The organism is Streptomyces hundungensis (assembly GCF_003627815.1).
GTDB lineage: Bacteria > Actinomycetota > Actinomycetes > Streptomycetales > Streptomycetaceae > Streptomyces > Streptomyces hundungensis_A.
In genome coordinates, this window is sequence record NZ_CP032698.1 from 3,892,928 (window position 1) to 3,911,334 (window position 18,407).

General features: G+C 71.1%; 18 protein-coding genes. 10 read left to right on the forward strand and 8 right to left on the reverse strand.

The window, feature by feature from the left end; all coding sequences use genetic code 11:
- Positions 1-15: 15 nt before the first annotated feature.
- Entirely contained in the window at positions 16-1,509 is a 1,494-nt protein-coding gene (locus tag DWB77_RS17290; protein ID WP_246033552.1) for an MFS transporter, read from the reverse strand.
- A 130-nt stretch (positions 1,510-1,639) separates the two neighbouring features.
- Between DWB77_RS17290 and DWB77_RS17295 the strand changes: the two genes are divergently transcribed.
- From DWB77_RS17295 to DWB77_RS17320, 6 genes are all read left to right on the forward strand, one after another.
- The gene (locus tag DWB77_RS17295) at positions 1,640-2,098 is read left to right on the forward strand and encodes a MarR family winged helix-turn-helix transcriptional regulator (RefSeq protein WP_246033553.1); all 459 of its coding nucleotides are present in this window, start codon (positions 1,640-1,642) and stop codon (positions 2,096-2,098) included.
- 16 nt (positions 2,099-2,114) lie between these two features.
- The gene (folP, locus tag DWB77_RS17300) at positions 2,115-2,978 is read left to right on the forward strand and encodes a dihydropteroate synthase (protein ID WP_120722120.1); all 864 of its coding nucleotides are present in this window, start codon (positions 2,115-2,117) and stop codon (positions 2,976-2,978) included.
- Positions 2,975-3,436 carry a nuclear transport factor 2 family protein gene (locus tag DWB77_RS17305; RefSeq protein WP_120722121.1) on the forward strand — a complete coding sequence of 154 codons (462 nt, stop codon included), beginning with the start codon at positions 2,975-2,977 and terminating at the stop codon, positions 3,434-3,436. Before folP ends, DWB77_RS17305 begins: the two co-directional genes overlap by 4 nt.
- A gap of 219 nt (positions 3,437-3,655) precedes the next feature.
- Positions 3,656-4,015: a dihydroneopterin aldolase gene (gene folB, locus DWB77_RS17310; protein ID WP_120722122.1), complete on the forward strand. Its 360-nt coding sequence runs from the start codon at positions 3,656-3,658 to the stop codon at positions 4,013-4,015.
- Positions 4,012-4,626 (forward strand): 2-amino-4-hydroxy-6-hydroxymethyldihydropteridine diphosphokinase, encoded by a 615-nt coding sequence (gene folK, locus DWB77_RS17315; RefSeq protein ID WP_120722123.1) that lies wholly within the window; start codon positions 4,012-4,014, stop codon positions 4,624-4,626. The genes folB and folK overlap by 4 nt, the downstream gene beginning before the upstream one ends.
- A gap of 158 nt (positions 4,627-4,784) precedes the next feature.
- Entirely contained in the window at positions 4,785-5,264 is a 480-nt protein-coding gene (locus DWB77_RS17320; protein WP_120722124.1) for a DUF3180 domain-containing protein, read from the forward strand.
- 166 nt (positions 5,265-5,430) lie between these two features.
- On the opposite strand, the gene folE is transcribed toward DWB77_RS17320, so the two are convergent.
- From folE to dacB, 6 genes are all read right to left on the reverse strand, one after another.
- Positions 5,431-6,036, reverse strand: a complete 606-nt coding sequence (folE, locus tag DWB77_RS17325) for a GTP cyclohydrolase I FolE (RefSeq protein ID WP_120722125.1) — start codon at positions 6,034-6,036, stop codon at positions 5,431-5,433.
- Positions 6,037-6,151: 115 nt separating this feature from the next.
- A complete protein-coding gene (gene ftsH / locus DWB77_RS17330; protein WP_120722126.1) occupies positions 6,152-8,179 on the reverse strand; it encodes an ATP-dependent zinc metalloprotease FtsH in 2,028 nt (675 codons plus the stop codon).
- Between the two features lie 203 nt (positions 8,180-8,382).
- The gene (gene hpt, locus DWB77_RS17335; protein WP_120727895.1) at positions 8,383-8,922 is read right to left on the reverse strand and encodes a hypoxanthine phosphoribosyltransferase; all 540 of its coding nucleotides are present in this window, start codon (positions 8,920-8,922) and stop codon (positions 8,383-8,385) included.
- 75 nt (positions 8,923-8,997) lie between these two features.
- Positions 8,998-10,059, reverse strand: coding sequence for a tRNA lysidine(34) synthetase TilS (tilS, locus tag DWB77_RS17340; RefSeq protein WP_120722127.1), 1,062 nt, complete (start codon positions 10,057-10,059; stop codon positions 8,998-9,000).
- 199 nt (positions 10,060-10,258) lie between these two features.
- Positions 10,259-11,398 (reverse strand): zinc-dependent metalloprotease, encoded by a 1,140-nt coding sequence (locus tag DWB77_RS17345; protein WP_120722128.1) that lies wholly within the window; start codon positions 11,396-11,398, stop codon positions 10,259-10,261.
- A gap of 49 nt (positions 11,399-11,447) precedes the next feature.
- Positions 11,448-12,848, reverse strand: coding sequence for a D-alanyl-D-alanine carboxypeptidase/D-alanyl-D-alanine endopeptidase (gene dacB, locus DWB77_RS17350; RefSeq protein ID WP_120727897.1), 1,401 nt, complete (start codon positions 12,846-12,848; stop codon positions 11,448-11,450).
- A 133-nt stretch (positions 12,849-12,981) separates the two neighbouring features.
- Here dacB and DWB77_RS17355 point away from each other — a divergent pair, with 133 nt between their 5' ends.
- Together DWB77_RS17355 and DWB77_RS17360 are read left to right on the forward strand one after the other, a co-directional pair.
- Positions 12,982-13,476, forward strand: a complete 495-nt coding sequence (locus tag DWB77_RS17355; RefSeq protein WP_100577700.1) for an inorganic diphosphatase — start codon at positions 12,982-12,984, stop codon at positions 13,474-13,476.
- 127 nt (positions 13,477-13,603) lie between these two features.
- The gene (locus DWB77_RS17360) at positions 13,604-15,253 is read left to right on the forward strand and encodes a threonine/serine ThrE exporter family protein (protein WP_120722129.1); all 1,650 of its coding nucleotides are present in this window, start codon (positions 13,604-13,606) and stop codon (positions 15,251-15,253) included.
- An 11-nt stretch (positions 15,254-15,264) separates the two neighbouring features.
- On the opposite strand, the gene DWB77_RS17365 is transcribed toward DWB77_RS17360, so the two are convergent.
- Positions 15,265-15,957: a DedA family protein gene (locus tag DWB77_RS17365; protein WP_120722130.1), complete on the reverse strand. Its 693-nt coding sequence runs from the start codon at positions 15,955-15,957 to the stop codon at positions 15,265-15,267.
- A gap of 137 nt (positions 15,958-16,094) precedes the next feature.
- Here DWB77_RS17365 and DWB77_RS17370 point away from each other — a divergent pair, with 137 nt between their 5' ends.
- Entirely contained in the window at positions 16,095-16,460 is a 366-nt protein-coding gene (locus tag DWB77_RS17370) for a YbjQ family protein (RefSeq protein WP_120722131.1), read from the forward strand.
- Positions 16,461-16,516: 56 nt separating this feature from the next.
- The gene (locus DWB77_RS17375; RefSeq protein WP_120722132.1) at positions 16,517-17,950 is read left to right on the forward strand and encodes a glutamate decarboxylase; all 1,434 of its coding nucleotides are present in this window, start codon (positions 16,517-16,519) and stop codon (positions 17,948-17,950) included.
- Positions 17,951-18,407: the final 457 nt, after the last annotated feature.

The window sequence follows — 18,407 nt, forward strand, 5'->3', positions numbered from 1 at the left end:
CCGGCAGGCAAACGGCTAGGCCCGCTCCAAGGCCGACTCCGCCGACTCCGCCGACTCCGCCGACTCCGCCGGGGCGGAAGACGTGACCCGCGACCGCACCCGGTCGGAGGACAGGCCCACCAGAGCCACCCCCACCACCAGCACGAACGCAATCCCCGCCAGCGCGAACGACAGCGTGAACTGGCTCTCCGCCGGCAGCGGCGGCACACCCTTGGGCAGCCCGGACAGAACCTTGGAGGCGAGCAGCGAGGTGATCACGGCACTGGCGATCGCGGAACCCACCGAGCGCGAGATGGAGTTGATCCCGTTCGCGATCCCCGTCTGGTGGTGCGGGACGCTCGCCACGATGAGCGCCGGCATCGCCGCGTACCCGAAACTGATCGCGGCACCGATCAACATGCCCGCGAGGATCACGGACGACGTCGAGTCGTGCGCCCCGGTCAGCCAGGCGAAGCCGAGGACACCGAAGGCCGCGCCCGCCGCGAGGGTGAAGCGCGCTCCGATGCGGCCCACCAGGAGCCCGCCGAGGGGGGCGGCGACGAGCGAGACGAGCGTGGTCGGCAGCAGGTATTCGACTGAGGCGCGCAGCACGGACGCCGAGAAGCCGTAGCCGGTCAGCTCGTCCGGCATCTGCACCAGGTACGAGACGCCGATGAACTGGGAGAACATCGCGAAGCCGAGGAGCAGCCCGGCGAGGTTGGTGAAGAGCACCGGCCGGTGCGCGAACATCCGCATGTCGACCATGGGCGCGGCGACCTTGCGCTCGACGAGCACCCAGACCCCGGCCATCAGGACGGCGGCGACGAAGAGCCCGATCGTACGGCCGGAGGACCAGCCCCACTCGTGGCCCTGCGAGATGGGCAGCAGGAGCAGGACGAGGAAGGCGGCCAGGGTGGCGGCGCCGAACCAGTCGGTGCGTCCGCCCGTCTTCGTACGGGAGGCGGGCACGACCACGATGACGGCGACGAGCGCCAGGACCGCGAGGATCACGGCGAGCCAGAAGACTCGGTGGTAGTCGGGGTGCGAGCCCTGCGTGAGCAGGCCCGCGCCGACGAGCGCGAGTCCGCTGCCGAAGGCGAGGGTGCCGCTGACCAGCGCCATCGCGCCGTGCAGCTTCTGCGGCGGGATCTCCTCGCGCAGGACGGACAGCGCCAGCGGGAAGATCGCGGTGGCCGCGCCCTGGAGCACCCGGCCGACGATGAGCAGGACGAGCGAGCTGGTGGTGGCGGCGAGCACGGAGCCCGCGACCATGACCACGAGCACCCCGATCAGGGTGGGCTTCTTGCCGTGCATGTCGCCGAAGCGGCCGAGCAGCGGGGTGAAGACGGCCGCCGAGAGCAGGGTCGCGGTGGTGACCCAGCTGACGCCCGATGTGGTGGTGCCGAGGTCGTTCTGGATGATCCCGAGGATCGGCACGACCAGGGTCTGCATCATCGAGACGACCATGGCCGCGAGGCCGAGGACCAGGACGAGCCCGGTACCGCCGCGGGGGCGTTGGTTTGTGGTCACTGTTTCTTCCGTACGGCTGAGGAGGAACGGGTGCAAAGGGAAGCTTGATTACCTCAAGCAACTTAATGAAGGTAAACATCAAAGGTTGAGGTAGTCAAGTTTCGCTCGAATCGCGGGTACAGTGGACGGCATGTCTGGAACCAGCCCGCCCCCCGCCGTCAGCAACGCCGCGCTCATGGATGCCATCTGGGACTCCCTGGCCGGCTTCTACGGTGACTTCACGTCGGCCGCCGCCGGCGAGGGGCTCACCTCCAGCCAGGCCAAGACCCTGACCGTGCTGCGCCGGGGCCCCGCGTCCATGCGCTCGCTCGCCACCACGCTGCACTGCGACGCCTCGAACGTGACGGGGATCATCGACCGCCTCGAAGCCCGCTCCCTGGTGCGCCGCGAGCCGAGCCCCACCGACCGCCGCGTCAAGAACGTCGTGCTCACCGAGGACGGCATGCGCACGGTGGAGACCGTCCGCACCGGCATGCTCGCCACCCACACCGCCCTCGACGGCCTCCCCGACGCCGACCGGGTCGCCCTGCACGATCTCCTCCAGCGCCTTTTCGCCACCCCCGAGCGTGGTCCGGGAACCAGCGGCTGACGCCTACGCTGGACGTATGAGTACGTTGCACGGACGGGGGTCCGTCGAAGGCCTGCCCGAATGGGACCGCTGCGCGGTCATGGGCGTGGTCAATGTGACGCCCGACTCCTTCTCCGACGGCGGCCGGTGGTTCGACACCTCCACCGCCGTCAAGCACGGGCTCGACCTCGTCGCCGAGGGCGCCGACCTCGTCGACGTCGGCGGTGAGTCCACCCGCCCCGGCGCCTCCCGCGTGGACGAGGCCGAGGAGCTGCGCCGCGTCGTCCCCGTCGTGCGGGGCCTGGCCGCCGAGGGCGTCACCGTCTCCGTCGACACCATGCGCGCCCGCGTCGCCGAACAGGCCGTCGCCGCCGGCGCCGTCCTGGTCAACGACGTCAGCGGCGGTCTCGCCGACCCCGCGATGATCCCCGCGGTCGCCGCCACCGGCGCCCCCTTCGTCGTCATGCACTGGCGCGGTTTCAGCCAGGACATGAACAGCCGCGCGGTCTACGCCGACGTGGTGGGCGAGGTCGTCGCCGAACTCCGCGCCCGCATGGAGGCCGTCATCGAGGGCGGCATCGCCCCCGAGCGCCTCGTCATCGACCCCGGCCTCGGCTTCGCCAAGCAGGCCCAGCACGACCTCGCCCTCGTCGCGCACCTCGCCGAACTGCGCGCGCTCGGCCGCCCCGTCCTGGTCGCCGCCTCCCGCAAACGCTTCCTCGGCCACGTCCTCGCCGGCCCCGAGGGCGCCGCCCCGCCGCCCGCCCGCGAACGCGACGCGGCCACCGCCGCCGTCTCCGCCATAGCCGCCCACGAGGGCGCCTGGGCCGTGCGGGTCCACGAGGTGCGGGCCACCGCCGACGCCGTCCGCGTGGCGCGCGCCGTAGAGGGAGCCCGGTGAGCCCGCGCACCGAGAGCGAGGCGGTCGAGCGTGCCAACACCGCGTTCTACGAGACCTTGGAGCGGGGGGACTTCGACGAGCTGTCCGCCCTCTGGCTGGACGCCACCGAGGCCGGCGACACCGGGATCTCCTGCGTCCACCCGGGCTGGCCGGTGCTGTCCGGGCGCGGCGAGGTGCTCCGCTCGTACGCCCTGATCATGGCGAACACGGAGTACATCCAGTTCTTCCTGACCGATGTGAAGGTCGTCATCCTGGGCGACACCGCGCTGGTGACCTGCACCGAGAACATCCTCAGCGGCGGCCCCGCCGAGGAGAGCGGCGAGCTGGGGCCACTCGTCGGCCAGCTCGTGGTCGCCACCAATGTGTTCCGCCGCACATCCGAGGGCTGGCGGCTCTGGTCCCACCACGGCTCGCCGGTACTGGCCGAATCGGGCGACGAAGAGCAGGAAGAGGACTGAATCCGGGCACGTTTGGGGAGTTCGGAAGGTTGAAGCCGGGGTCCCGGAGGATTGAAGCCGCAGCCATCGGGTAGGGGCGGCTATCAGGCCTGTCCGGATCTGTCCATAGCCCCCGTGGGCGAGCACTGTCAGTGCCCGCAGGTAGATTCGATCGTGGGCACCGTGCCGCCCGCACGCGGCCGCATGCCCGTCTGACCAACGACAGCAGGAGTGATTCGCGTGGATCGTGTCGCGCTGCGCGGCCTCAAGGCCCGTGGGCACCATGGCGTCTTCCCCCGGGAGCGCGAGGAGGGCCAGACCTTCATCGTGGACCTGGTGCTCGGCCTCGACACCCGCCCCGCGGCGGTCGACGACGACCTGGCGAAGACCGTGCACTACGGCGTGGTGGCCGAGGAGGTCGTGGACGTCGTCCAGGGCGAGCCCGTCGACCTGATCGAGACGCTCGCCGAGCGGATCGCCCAGCAGTGCCTCAAGCACGAAGGCGTCCAGGAGGTGGAAGTGGTCGTCCACAAGCCGGACGCGCCGATCACCGTCCCGTTCGACGACGTGACCATCACCATCACCCGGAGCCGAGTATGAGCGTGTATTCGCAAGGGGCCGCCCAGAGCGACCCGACCGTGCAGCCGGTGCCCGCCTCCGTGGTCGAGCAGGTCGACGCGGCCGACGTCACGCTCTCCAACCCGCGCCGCGCCGTCATCGCGCTCGGCTCGAACCTCGGCAACCGTCTGGAGACGCTCCAGGGCGCCATCGACGCCCTGGAGGACACGCCCGGGCTGCGCGTCAAAGCCGTCTCCCCGGTGTACGAGACGGAGCCCTGGGGCGTCGACCCCGGCTCCCAGCCCTCGTACTTCAACGCGGTCGTCGTCGTGAAGACCACCCTGCCGCCGGCCTCGCTCCTGGAGCGCGGCCACGCCATCGAAGAGGCCTTCGCCCGGGTCCGCGACGAGCGCTGGGGCCCGCGCACCATCGACGTCGACATCGTTGCCTACGCGGACGTCGTCTCCGACGACCCGGTCCTCACCCTCCCCCACCCCCGCGCCCACCAGCGGGCCTTCGTGCTCGCCCCGTGGTTCGACGTGGACCCCGAGGCGCAGCTCGCCGGACACGGCGCGATCGCCGACCTGCTGAGCGCCGTCGGCCGCGGCGGTGTGGAACCCCGCGCCGACCTGGAACTCCGCCTGCCCGAGTAGTCGTTACGCTTCTGAGGGTCGGCCCCCGGGCGCTTCGCGTACGCGGAGGGCGTGGGCGTGGGCCGTCCGTGGCCGGTCACGGCTTCCGGCGTCCCAAAGGGGCACCGGTGGCGCACCGGACTCCACACGACCGCAAAGACGCGAAGGGCACTACTTTCGTGAAGCAACTGCGCCTGGGTGTGCTGGCCGGGCTGTTCGTCGTCGCCGGGGTGCTCTCCTGGGCGGTCGCCCGGCTGTGGGACTCGGTCTCCACCCTGCCGAGCGTGCCGCTGGCGGCGCCCATCGTGCTCGGGGTGATCGCCGTCGTCCTGCTCGCGACCGGCCTGTCCATCCGGGCCCGGCTGCGCGCCCAGCGCGAGCGCCGGCCGGGCGCCAAGGGCGTGGAGCCCCTGATGGCCGCCCGCGCGGTGGTCTTCGGCCAGGCGAGCGCCCTGGTCGCGGCCCTGGTCTGCGGGATGTACGGCGGCACCGGCGTCTATCTGCTGAGCTATCTCGATGTGCCGCCCCGCCGCGACCAGGCGATCTACGCCGGCTTCTCGGTCCTGGCCGGCATCGCCGTCGTGGCCGCCGCCCTGTTCCTGGAACGCGTCTGCAAGCTCCCCGACGACGAGGACGACACCACGGCCCCGGTCACCTGACCCGCCGCGCCGCCGAAACGCCGAACGGCCCCGGCTCCCCCGCTCATGCGGGGGCCGGGGCCGTTCCGATGCGGCCGTCCACCGCCAACCATGCTGCGGCGTACGGGAATTGAGCACGTACGAGAGTTGAGCACGCAACCCACGGGCCGGGCTTCGCCGTGGCGGCTCAGCGAGCCATGATCAGGCTCATCGCCTCACTGCGCGTCGCCGGGTCACGGAGCTGGCCGCGCACCGCCGACGTCGTGGTCTTGGCGCCGGGCTTGCGGATGCCGCGCACCGACATGCACATGTGCTCCGCCTCGATCACCACGATGGCTCCCCGGGCGTCCAGGATGCGCATCAGCGAGTCCGCCACCTGCGTGGTGAGGCGCTCCTGCACCTGGGGCCTGCGGGCGAACACATCCACCAGGCGGGCCAGCTTCGACAGGCCGGTGATCTTGCCGGACTCGGCCGGGATGTAGCCGACATGGGCCACGCCGTGGAAGGGCAGCAGGTGGTGTTCGCAGAGCGAGACGATCTCGATGTCCTTCACCAGGACCATCTCGTCGTGGCCCAGGTCGAAGGTGGTCGTCAGCACCTCCTCGGGCGTCTGACGCAGACCCGCCAGGATCTCCCGGTAGGCCCGGGCGACTCGCGCCGGCGTCTCCTGGAGGCCTTCGCGGTCCGGGTTCTCGCCGACGGCTATGAGGAGCTCGCGTACGGCGTTCTCGGCCCGCTTCTCGTCGAATTCGCCGATCTTGGCCTCGCCGTCCAGCGTCACCGGGTCGGTCATCTGTGCCTCGTTCCTCGAACGTCATCCATGCGCGTGGCCGAAAAACACCCGCGCCCCCACAGGCTAGAACCCGGGGGGCGCGGCATGCATTCCGGGGCCTTCGAGGCCCCGCGGCTCAGCTCTCGGGACGGTCCTCGGGGGCCGGGAGGGCCTCCGTGGCGGTGTCCAGCGGGATGGAGCCGTTGGCACTGGTGGTGGCGCCGTTGGTGAGCGCCAGCTCCTTGGGCGAGAGCACCGGCGGCCTCGTGGACGGCGTACGCCGCGAGGAACCGGTCCAGGCCGGGCGGGCCGGGCGCTTGACGATGCCCGAGAACACCTCGGCGATCTGCTCCTTGTTGAGGGTCTCCTTCTCCAGGAGCTCCAGGACCAGCTTGTCGAGGATGTCGCGGTTCTCGACCAGGATCTCCCAGGCCTCGTTGTGCGCCGTCTCGATGAGCTTCTTGACCTCTTCGTCGACGAGCGCCGCGACCTCTTCCGAGTAGTCGCGCTGGTGGCCCATCTCGCGGCCGAGGAACGGCTCGGTGTTGTCGCCACCGAACTTGATCGCGCCGAGCCGCTCGGTCATGCCGTACTGCGTGACCATCGCGCGAGCGGTGGCCGTGGCCTTCTCGATGTCGTTGGCCGCGCCCGTCGTCGGGTCGTGGAAGACGAGCTCCTCGGCCGCGCGCCCGCCCAGCATGTACGCCAGCTGGTCGAGCATCTCGTTGCGGGTGGTCGAGTACTTGTCCTCGTCCGGCAGGACCATGGTGTAACCCAGGGCCCGGCCGCGCGACAGGATGGTGATCTTGTGGACCGGGTCCGAGTTGGGGGAGGCCGCCGCGACCAGGGCGTGTCCGCCCTCGTGGTACGCGGTGATCTTCTTTTCCTTCTCGGACATGATCCGCGTCCGCTTCTGCGGACCCGCCACGACGCGGTCGATCGCCTCGTCCAGCATCGAGTTGTCGATCAACTTCTTGTCGCTGCGCGCCGTCAGGAGCGCCGCTTCGTTCAGCACGTTCGCCAGGTCGGCGCCGGTGAAGCCGGGGGTGCGACGGGCGACGGCCGACAGGTCGACGTCCGGGGCGACCGGCTTGCCCTTCTGGTGGACCTTGAGGATCTCCAGACGGCCCTGCATGTCCGGGCGGTCGACCGCGATCTGGCGGTCGAAGCGGCCCGGGCGCAGCAGCGCCGGGTCGAGGATGTCGGGCCGGTTGGTGGCGGCGATCAGGATGACGCCGCCCTTCACGTCGAAGCCGTCCATCTCGACGAGGAGCTGGTTGAGGGTCTGCTCGCGCTCGTCGTGACCGCCGCCGAGGCCCGCACCGCGGTGCCGGCCGACGGCGTCGATCTCGTCGACGAAGACGATCGCCGGGGCGTTCGCCTTGGCCTGCTCGAAGAGGTCGCGGACACGCGAGGCGCCGACACCCACGAACATCTCGACGAAGTCGGAGCCGGAGATCGAGTAGAAGGGGACACCGGCCTCACCCGCGACGGCGCGGGCGAGCAGCGTCTTGCCCGTACCGGGCGGGCCGTACAGCAGCACGCCCTTGGGGATCTTGGCGCCGACGGCCTGGAACTTCGCCGGCTCCTGGAGGAACTCCTTGATCTCGTGGAGTTCCTCGACGGCCTCGTCGGACCCCGCCACGTCGGCGAAGGTCGTCTTCGGGGTGTCCTTGGTGATGAGCTTGGCCTTGGACTTCCCGAAGTTCATGACTCGGGAGCCGCCGCCCTGCATCTGGTTCATCAGGAACAGGAAGACCACGACGATGAGGACGAAGGGGAGCAGGGACAGCAGGATCCCCAGGAACGGGTTCTGCTTGTCGGGCGAGACGGTGTATCCGCTGGGGATGTCACCGGCCTTCACTCCGGACTGGAGCTGGTTGGCCATGTCGGTCGCCTGGGCGTCACCGATGTAGTTGGCCTGAACCTTGCTGCTGCCCTTGACCTTCTGGCCCTTCTTCAGGTCGATCTTGATGACCTGACTGTCGCCAGTGGTGATCTTGGCCTGTTCGACCTGCTTGTTGCTGATCGCCTGAACGACCTCGGATGTGTCGACCGTCTTGTAGCCGCCACCCGAGCCGACGACCTGCATCAGCACGACCACGGCGAGGACGGCCAGCACGATCCACATGACCGGCCCACGGAAGTATCGCTTCACGTCCATCCATACGGAGCGAGAACGCCCCGTCCCTCCTGCCCGTAGGTAAATGCTGCTGTGAGTGTGACTAAGGCTGTGTGTAAAGGCTGTTCTTCGGACGGTACCCCAGCATTGTCACCCGTGGTCGCACGGTACGGCTGACAAAGGCACCTTCCCCTGCTCCAACGGCGGGAGCGGCGCTGTGGTTCCCCAAACGGCCCGGGCTTGCGTCAGCCGCCGTAGACGTGCGGCGCGAGCGTGCCGACAAAGGGGAGGTTCCGGTACTTCTCGGCATAGTCGAGGCCGTAGCCCACGACGAATTCATTGGGAATGTCGAAACCGATCCACTTGACGTCGATCGCGACCTTTGCGGCATCCGGCTTACGGAGCAGCGTGCAGACCTCCAGGGAGGCGGGCTCGCGCGATCCGAGGTTGGAGAGGAGCCACGACAGGGTCAGACCCGAGTCGATGATGTCCTCGACGATCAGGACGTGCTTGCCCTTGATGTCGGTGTCGAGGTCCTTGAGGATCCGCACGACGCCGGAGGACTGGGTGCCCGCACCGTACGAGGAGACGGCCATCCAGTCCATGGTGACCGGGGTGGACAGCGCGCGGGCCAGATCCGCCATGACCATGACGGCGCCCTTGAGGACTCCGACGAGGAGCAGGTCCTTGCCCGCGTACTCCGCGTCGATCTTCCCGGCCAGCTCCGCCAGCTTCGCGTCGATCTCTTCCTTGGTGATGAGCACCGACTGGAGGTCGGTGCCCATGTCCTTCTCGTTCACCCGGGCCGCTTTCTTGGGGGGTTTCTGTTGTCCGTGCGGGAGCCGAGTACGTGCGTGAGCTCAGCTCTGCCGAATGACCAGTCTGCCACCCTGCCGACGCGCGACGACGCGGCCGGGGAGATTGATGGCCCGCTGCCCGCGCCAGCTGGTGATCAGCTTGTCGACCTCCTCGACATGGCGGGCGAAGAGCGAACCGGCGGGCGCGCCCGCCCCGATGACCTCCCGGCGCACGATGCGGCGGCGCACGGCGGGCGGCAGCGCGAAGAGCTTCGCGCACTCCAGGAGCCCGGCGTCGTCCCGTACCGTCGCGTCCGCCTGGAGGGCCCAGGCGTCCAGGGCGTCGGCGTCGTCACGGGAGAGCTGGGCGGTGCGGGCGAGGGCTTCGACGACGCCCTTGCCGAGCGCCTTCTCCAGGGCGGGCAGCCCCTCCTGGCGGAGCCGGGAGCGGGTGTAGGCGGGGTCGGCGTTGTGCGGGTCGTCCCAGACGGGCAGCGACTGGACCATGCAGGCCTTGCGTGCGGTCTGGCGGTCGAGCTCCAGGAAGGGGCGCCGGTAGCGGCCCGCCGCCCCCGAGACAGCGGCCATGCCGGACAGGGAGCGCGTACCGGAGCCCCGGGCGAGGCCGAGGAGCACGGTCTCGGCCTGGTCGTCACGGGTGTGGCCGAGCAGGATCGCGGCGGCGCCGTGGCGCTCGGCCGCGGCGTCGAGCGCGGCGTAGCGGGCGTCCCGGGCGGCGGCCTCGGGGCCTCCCTCGCGGCCCACCCGCACGGCGATGGACTCGGCGGGCTCCAGGCCGAGGCCGGTCATCCGGGAGACGACCTCGGCGGCCCGCAGGTCGGAGCCGTGCTGGAGGCCGTGGTCGACGGTGATGCCGCCGGCGCGCAGCGAGAGCTTGCGGGATTCGAAGGCGAGGGCCGAGGCGAGCGCCATGGAGTCGGCGCCGCCGGAGCAGGCCACCAGCACGAGGGGCTCGGGCGCGGTGCGCGCGCCGGTGCCGGCGGGGGCCCCCGCGGTCACGGCGGTGGCCACGGCCTCGTGGTCGCGGGAGTGTTCGTTCAGTAGGTCGTGGAGTACGCGGCGAACCGCCAGGCGTATCGCTGCGACCGCAGGATGGGGACCCATGTCCGGTGCCCTTCGGTGAAGTTGGGGTGCCTCTGGCGCGGAGAGGAAGCGGGGGGAGCAGGAGGGCCGTTCAGTCACACAGAGTGCGTAGATGGTGACAGAACAGAGCCGTTACCCGAGCATTGCACGCCTACCCATGCGCCACGGTCCCTCGGATGGGTGATTCCCGCGTTGACACCCGCCCACCGGCGGCTTCGGGTCAGGACTCCGCGGGGTGGTGGACCCGGGCGACCCACTCCGCGGGCTTGGCGATCTCGGCCTTGGTCGGAAGCGTGTTCGGCGAGGTCCACACCCGGTTGAAGCCGTCCATGCCGACCTCGTCGACCACGGCCCGCACGAAGTGCTCGCCGTCGCGGTACTGGCGCATCTTGGCGTCGAGGCCGAGCAGCTTGCGCAGCGCCTGGTCGAGCCGGGAGGCGCCCTTGGCCCTGCGCTCCTTGAACTTCTCGCGGATCTCGCGCACCGACGGCACGACCTGCGGGCCGACCCCGTCCATCACGAAGTCCGCGTGCCCCTCCAGGAGGGACATCACGGCGGTGAGCCGGCCGAGGATCTCGCGCTGCTCCGGGGTCTGGACCAGCTCCACCAGGGAGCGCCCGCCCTCGTCCTGCTCGCCCTCGGGCCGGCCCCCGGCCAGGGACTGCGCCGCCTCGCGCAGCCGCTCCAGGATGGTCATCGGGTCGACCTCGGTCGCGTCGAGGAACGACTGGATCTCACCCTCCAGGTGGTCGCGCAGCCAGGGCACGGCCGTGAACTGGGTGCGGTGGGTCTCCTCGTGCAGGCACACCCAGAGCCTGAAGTCGTGCGGGTCGACCTCGAGTTCGCGCTCCACGTGCACGATGTTGGGCGCCACCAGGAGCAGCCGTCCGCCGCCGCCCGGGGCGGCCGGAAGCTCCCGGGTCGCGGGCGCGAAGGTCTCGTACTGCCCGAGGACCCGGGACGACAGGAAGCTCAGCAGCATGCCCAGCTCGACGCCGGTCACCTTGCCGCCGACCGCGCCCAGCACCGCGCCGCCGGGCCCGCCGCCGCGCCGCTCCTGCATCTTGTCGAGGAGCGGCCGCAGCACCTCGCGGAAGCCCGCCACATTGGCCTTCACCCAGCCGGCCCGGTCGACGACCAGGACCGGAGTGTCCTCGGGTTCGACGCCCTCCGGGATCATCCGGGTGAACGCCCGTACGTGTTCCTCGGCGGCCTTGGCGTGCCGGCGGAGCTCGGCGACGATCTCGCGTGCCTCGTCGCGGCTCACGTCGGGGCCCGGCCGCACCAGTCGGGTCGCGGTCGCGACCGCGAGGTTCCAGTCGACCATCCCAGAGGTACCTGCACCGCCGATGCCAGTCATGCGTCAACCGTACGTTGTCGTCCCCACAACGGAACCCGGTCGGCGGCGGTCAGTGCTCCAGGAGGCGGGTGGCGAGCCGGTCCAGGGCGCGCTGGGCGGGGGCCGGGTCGGCGCCGGGCGTGCCGGTGGACAGGAACGCGAACGCCAGGAGGCGGCCGTCGGCGCCCACGACGGTGCCGGCCAGGGTGTTGACCCCGGCCCCCGCCAGCGTCCCGGTCTTCGCCCGGACCAGGCCGGTCGCGGCGGAGGCGGCGCCGTAGCGGGTGCCGAGGGTGCCGGTGAATCCGGCGACGGGCAGACCGGTGAGGATCGGGCGCAGTTCGGGGCGCCCGGGGTCGCCGGCCTTGGCGAGCAGCCGGGTGAGCAGACCCGCGGTGACCCTGTCGGTCCGGTCGAGCCCGCTGCCGTCCGCGAACACGCTCCCGTTCCAAGGGAGTTGGAGCTTGGCGAGCTGGGCGGGCACGGCCTCGGCCACCCCGTCGAAGCTCCCGGCCTTGTGGAGGGCGAGCGCGGTGTGGCGGGCGAGGGCCTCGGCGATGTCGTTGTCGCTGTTGGTCAGCATCCGCTCCACGATCGCGGGCAGCGGCGCGGACACGGTGCTCGCCAGCGCCTTGGCGTCCGCGGGTCCGCCCCCCGGCGCCGGGTCCGCCACCGTCAGCCCCCGGGCGCGCAGGAGGCGGGCGAAGGCACGCGCGGTGTCGCCCGCGGGGTCGGTGGTGCGGCTCGCGGGCCCGCTGTCGGAGCCGTCCAGGCGGCCCTCGTCGGTCATCAGGGCGACGACCGGCGCGAGGTTCTCGTTCGGCCCGATCGGATGGACGGCCGACCCGCTGAACAGCGAGGCGTCGTACGCCAGTTGTACGGAGGCGACCGAGCGCGCGCGCAGGGCGCGGGCGGTGTCGTCGGCGAGGGCGGCCAGCCGCGCCTTGTCCAGGGTGGGGTCGCCGCCGCCGACGAGCGTGAGCGCCCCACCGTCGGCCGGGGCCACCACGGTGGTGGTGAAGCGGTGGTCGGGCGGGAGCGCGGTGAGGGCCGCGGCCGCGGTGGCGATCTTGACGGTGGAGGCCGGTGTCATGGGCGCGTCCGCGCCGACCGCGTACACCTCCTGGCCGGTGGCGGTGTCGAGGACCGAGGCCGCCGGGTGCGGGCCGAGCGCGGGGTCGGCGAGCAGCGGGGCGAGGGCCGCGGGGAGGGCCGCCGGGACGGGGGCGCCGCCGGGAGTGCCGAGGGCCGCGAGGACGCCGGGCGCGCTCGGAGCCGGAGCCGGAGCCTCCGGATCCATGGGGCTCTGGTGATGTGCGCCACCCCTGGTGCCCCACGATGCGGCCCGCTCCCGCTCGGCCGTACGCTGGCCTGAGTCCCACGGTCCGGCCAGGGCCACGCTCCCGGCCGACAGTGCCAGGCCGACCGCGGCCGCACCCGCTGTGAGCTGCCATGTCTTGGGCCTCGGCACCGAGGACCAGCCCCTTTCGCGATCACACACCTGCGTGAGGGACACTTAATCACCAGAACTGCTTCCTGCCGTGAACACGGCAGCCGACGCAGCCCCGTCCGATGCATGTGCTGATCATGGAGGAGAGCCACCCGTGGAGTTCGACGTCACCATCGAGATCCCGAAGGGATCGCGGAACAAGTACGAGGTCGACCACGAGACCGGCCGGATCCGCCTGGACCGTCGACTCTTCACCTCGACCAGCTACCCGGCCGACTACGGCTTCGTCGAGAACACCCTCGGCGAGGACGGCGACCCGCTGGACGCCCTGGTCCTGCTCGACGAGCCGACCTTCCCGGGCTGCGTCATCAAGTGCCGTGCGATCGGCATGTTCCGGATGACCGACGAGGCCGGCGGCGACGACAAGCTGCTGTGCGTCCCGGCGTCCGACCCGCGCGTGGAGCACCTGCGCGACATCCACCACGTCTCCGAGTTCGACCGCCTGGAGATCCAGCACTTCTTCGAGGTCTACAAGGACCTGGAGCCCGGCAAGTCCGTCGAGGGCGCCGACTGGGTCGGCCGCGTCGAGGCCGAGGCCGAGGTCGAGGCCTCCTACAAGCGCCTCGAGGCGCAGGGCGGCGCGCACTGACGCGCGACCTTCCGGTACGACTGCGGGCGGTGCACCTCCGGGGTGCGCCGCCCGCAGTCGTACCAGCTCATGACCACCCACATACTGGGCAGACGCACGCAAGCGGCCGGAGGGAGGCGAGGGGCCAGTGGTGGCCGAGCAGCACGATGTGATCGAGGACCGCAAGCCGCAGTCCGACGAGGCGCGCAGCGCCTTCACGCCACCCGAGGGCGTGGAACAGCCGCAGGTGGCCGAGGAAGAGTCCCCGACCTCCGAGTTCGCCCTCCCCGCGGGTCTCGCCACCCCGGTGATCGAGGCCCCCGCCGAACAGCCGGCCTCCGCGTTCACCCCGCCCAGCGCCTACACCGCACGCGAACCGAACCCGATGTCCACCACCGGGTCCATGCCGCTCGTGCGGCTGTCCAAGGACGCGCCCTGGCAGGACCGGATGCGCACCATGCTGCGCATGCCGGTCGGTGACCGGCCGGTGGCCGAGCCGATCCAGAAGCACGACGACGCGGGCCCAGCGGTGCCCCGCGTCCTCGACCTGGTGCTGCGCATCGGCGAGCTGCTGCTGGCGGGCGGCGAGGGCGCCGAGGACGTCGAGGCCGCGATGTTCGCGATCTGCCGCAGCTACGGCCTGGACCGCTGCGAGCCGACGGTCACCTTCACCATGCTGGCCATCACCCACCAGCCCTCGCTCGTGGACGACCCGGTGACGGCCAACCGCACCGTGCGCCGCCGCGGCACCGACTACACCCGCCTGGCGGCCGTGCACCGGCTCGTCACGGACATGACCAGCGAGGACCACGAGGTCTCGCTCGAAGAGGCCTACCGGCGCCTCGCGGAGATCCGACGCAACCGCCACCCCTACCCGGGCTGGGCCCTCACCACCGCCTGCGGACTCCTCGCCGGTGCGGCCTCCGTCCTGCTCGGCGGCGGCATCACGGTGTTCCTGGTGGCGGCGGTCGGCGCGGTCCTCGGCGACCGGCTCGCCTGGCTGTGCGCGTCCCGCGGGCTGCCGGAGTTCTACCAGTTCGCCGTGGCCGCCATGCCGCCCGCCGCGATGGGCGTGGCCCTCAGCCTGCTCCAGTGGGACCTCAGCGCGCCCGCGGTCATCACCGGTGGCCTGTTCGCCCTGATCCCCGGACGGGCCCTGGTGGCGGCCGTCCAGGACGGCCTGACCGGCTTCTACGTCACGGCGGCGGCCCGGCTGCTCGAAGTCGGGTACTTCTTCGTCGCGATCGTCGTCGGCGTCCTGACCGTCCTGTACGGCGGGCTGCAAATCGACGCCCAGCTCAACCCCGAGGGCACCTTCCAGCCCATCGACCGGCCGATTCTTCAGACCCTCGCGTCGATCCTGCTCTGCCTGACCTTCGCGGTCCTGCTCCAGCAGGACCGTTCCACCGTCCTGATCGTGGCCGCGAACGGCGGTGTCGCCTGGGTGGTGTACGCCTCGATCGCGGTCACCGCGGGAGGCTCCCCGATCATGGCGACGGCCGTCGCGGCCGGCCTGGTCGGCCTGTTCGGCCAGTTGCTCTCGCGGTACTGGCACACCTCCGCGCTGCTCTACGTGACCGCGGCCATCGGCCCGCTGCTGCCCGGTAGCGCCACGTACTTCGGTGTCCTGGCGATCGCCCAGAACCACCTCAACCAGGGCGTCACCTCGCTGGCCAAGGCGGCGGCCCTCGCCCTGGCCATCGCGATCGGCGTGAACCTCGGCAACGAGATCGCCCGCCTGTTCCTGCGGACGCCCGGCGCGAGCCGCGCCGCCGCGAAGCGGACCCGCGGCTTCTGACCCGGCCGGGCTCAGCGCTTGGCGTGGCGGCCGCCGCGCTGGGTGGCCTGGCCGCCGGGGCCCTCGGACACCGGCGGGTTCTTCTTCGCCTTGGAGCGGGCCCGCAGGAACTCGATGGCGATCGGCACGACCGAGATGAGCACGATCGCCACCAGCATCAGCTCGATGTGCTGGTGCACGAACTCCACATTGCCGAGCGCCGCGCCGAGCAGGGTGACGCCCGCGCCCCACAGGGTGCCGCCGATGACGTTGAAGGTGACGAACGAGCGGTAGTTCATGCCGCTGACGCCCGCGATGATCGGCGTGAACGTCCGCACGATCGGCACGAAGCGCGCCAGCACCAGCGACTTCGGCCCGTACTTCTCGAAGAACTCGTGGGCCTTCTCCACGTTCTCCTGCTTGAAGAGGCGGGAGTCGGGCCGGGTGAAGAGGGAGGGGCCCACCTTCTTGCCGAACAGATAGCCCACCTGGTCGCCGAGGACCGCGGCGAGCACCACCAGGACGCACACCAGCCACAGCGGGGTGTCCAGCTTGCCGGTGGTGACCAGGAGGCCGGTGGTGAACAGGAGCGAGTCACCCGGCAGGAAGAAGCCGATGAGCAGCCCCGACTCGGCGAAGACGATGATCAACAGGCCGGCGAGGCCGAAGGTGCCCAGCAGATAGTCGGGGTCCAGCCAGCTCGGTCCGAGGGCGAGGGAAGTCACGGGTACCGGGCTCCTGGGTGTGGGTGTGGGACGGGCTGTCCGCCGTCGGCAGCCAAAGTTATCAACGTAACGGGCGCGGGCGTGGTTCCAGGGGCAGGCTGGGTACAGCCGACAAGGCCCGACGGAAGGCGAACCCCATGGGCATCGAGGAGTACGGCGGCGGACAGACTCCGCAGTCGGACGTGCTGGTCGTCACCACCAACGACGTACCCGGCTACACCGTGCAGCAGGTCATCGGCGAGGTCTTCGGGCTGACCGTACGCTCGCGCCATCTGGGCAGCCAGATCGGCGCCGGGCTCAAGTCGATGATCGGCGGCGAGCTGAAGGGCCTCACCAAGACGCTGGTCGAGACCCGCAACCAGGCGATGGAGCGCCTGGTGGCCCAGGCGAAGGCGCGGGGCGCGAACGCGGTCCTGATGATGCGGTTCGACGTGACGGAGGCGGCGGACGTGGGGACGGAGGTCTGCGCGTACGGAACCGCGGTGATCCTCGCCCGCACCTGACGGCACCCCTGCCCCACCCCCCTCAACCACCCTCCCCCGAAAGGGAGTTGACGATCATGGCACTGCACCGCGGCGGCAACGAGAAGGAGCGGCACCTCGACGAGAAGGAGTACGCGCGGCTCGCCCTGAACCCCTTCTTCGGGGAGGCCGACCCGGTCGGCTCCATGACCTCCGCGCCCCCGCGGCACCGGCTGCCCGACCGGCCGCTGGCCCCGGCGACCGCGTACCAGCTGGTCCACGACGAGCTGATGCTCGACGGCAATTCCCGGCTCAACCTGGCCACCTTCGTCACCACCTGGATGGAACCGCAGGCCGGGGTCCTCATGGCGGAGTGCCGGGACAAGAACATGATCGACAAGGACGAGTACCCGCGCACCGCCGAACTGGAGCGGCGCTGCGTGGCCATGCTCGCCGACCTGTGGCACGCGCCCGACCCCAGCGCCGCCGTCGGCTGCTCGACCACGGGCTCCAGCGAGGCCTGCATGCTCGCCGGGATGGCGCTCAAACGGCGCTGGATGCAGCGCAACGCGGACCGCTACCCCTCCCGCGAGGCCCGCCCCAACCTCGTCATGGGCGTCAATGTGCAGGTCTGCTGGGAGAAGTTCTGCGCCTTCTGGGAGGTCGAGGCGCGCCAGGTGCCCATGGAGGGCGACCGCTTCCACCTCGACCCCGAGGCCGCGGCCGCGCTCTGCGACGAGAACACGATCGGGGTCGTCGGGGTGCTCGGCTCGACCTTCGACGGGTCGTACGAGCCGGTCGCCGCGCTCTGCTCGGCGCTCGACGATTTGCAGGAGCGTACGGGGCTGGACGTGCCCGTCCATGTCGACGGGGCCTCCGGGGCGATGGTCGCGCCCTTCCTCGACGAGGACCTGGTGTGGGACTTCCGGCTGCCCCGGGTGTCCTCCATCAACACCTCCGGGCACAAGTACGGGCTCGTCTACCCCGGGGTCGGCTGGGCGCTGTGGCGCACGGCGGCCGACCTCCCCGAGGAGCTGGTCTTCCGGGTCAACTACCTCGGCGGCGACATGCCGACCTTCGCGCTCAACTTCTCGCGGCCGGGGGCGCAGGTGGTGGCGCAGTACTACACGTTCCTGCGGCTCGGGCGGGAGGGCTACCGGGCGGTGCAGCAGACCGCCCGGGACGTCGCGCGGGGGCTCGCGGAGCGGATCGAGGCGTTCGGGGACTTCCAACTCCTCACCCGGGGGGACGACTTGCCGGTGTTCGCCTTCACCACGACGCCGGAGGTGCGGCGGTACGACGTGTTCGACGTCTCGCGCCGGCTGCGGGAGCGGGGGTGGTTGGTGCCCGCGTACACCTTCCCGGCGAACCGGGAGGACCTGTCGGTGCTGAGGGTGGTCTGCCGCAACGGCTTCTCCTCCGACCTGGCGGGTCTGCTCATGGAGGACCTCGGCCGACTCCTCCCCGAACTGCGGCAGCAGGCCGCCCCACTGGGCCGCGACGAATCGAAGTCCACGGCCTTCCACCACTGACGCCCCTGGGGCTCGCCCCAGACCCCGATCGCGCCTAAAGGGCGCTCGTCCTCAATCGCCGGACGGGCTGAGGTTGCCGATGCGGGCCCGCACCAGTGCCGCTAGGGGCGCGGGGAACTGCGCGAGAAGCGGGCACGGTCCGCAGCCAAAAGCCCCTGGGGCTCCGCCCCAGACCCCATTCGCGCCTGAACGGCGCTCGTCCTCAATCGCCGGACAGGCTGAGGTTGCCTGCACTGGCCAGCACCGAGCACTTAAGGGGCGCGAGGAACTGCGCGACCAGCCACCCACGGCCCGCAGCCGACGGCGGGTTTTCAGGGGCGCGAGGAACTGCGCGACCAGCCACCCACGGCCCGCAGCCGACGGCGGGTTTTCAGGGGCGCGAGGAACTGCGCGACCAGCCACACTCCGCCCGCAGGCGAAGACGGGTTAGGGGCGCGGGGAACTGCGCAAACGGCGC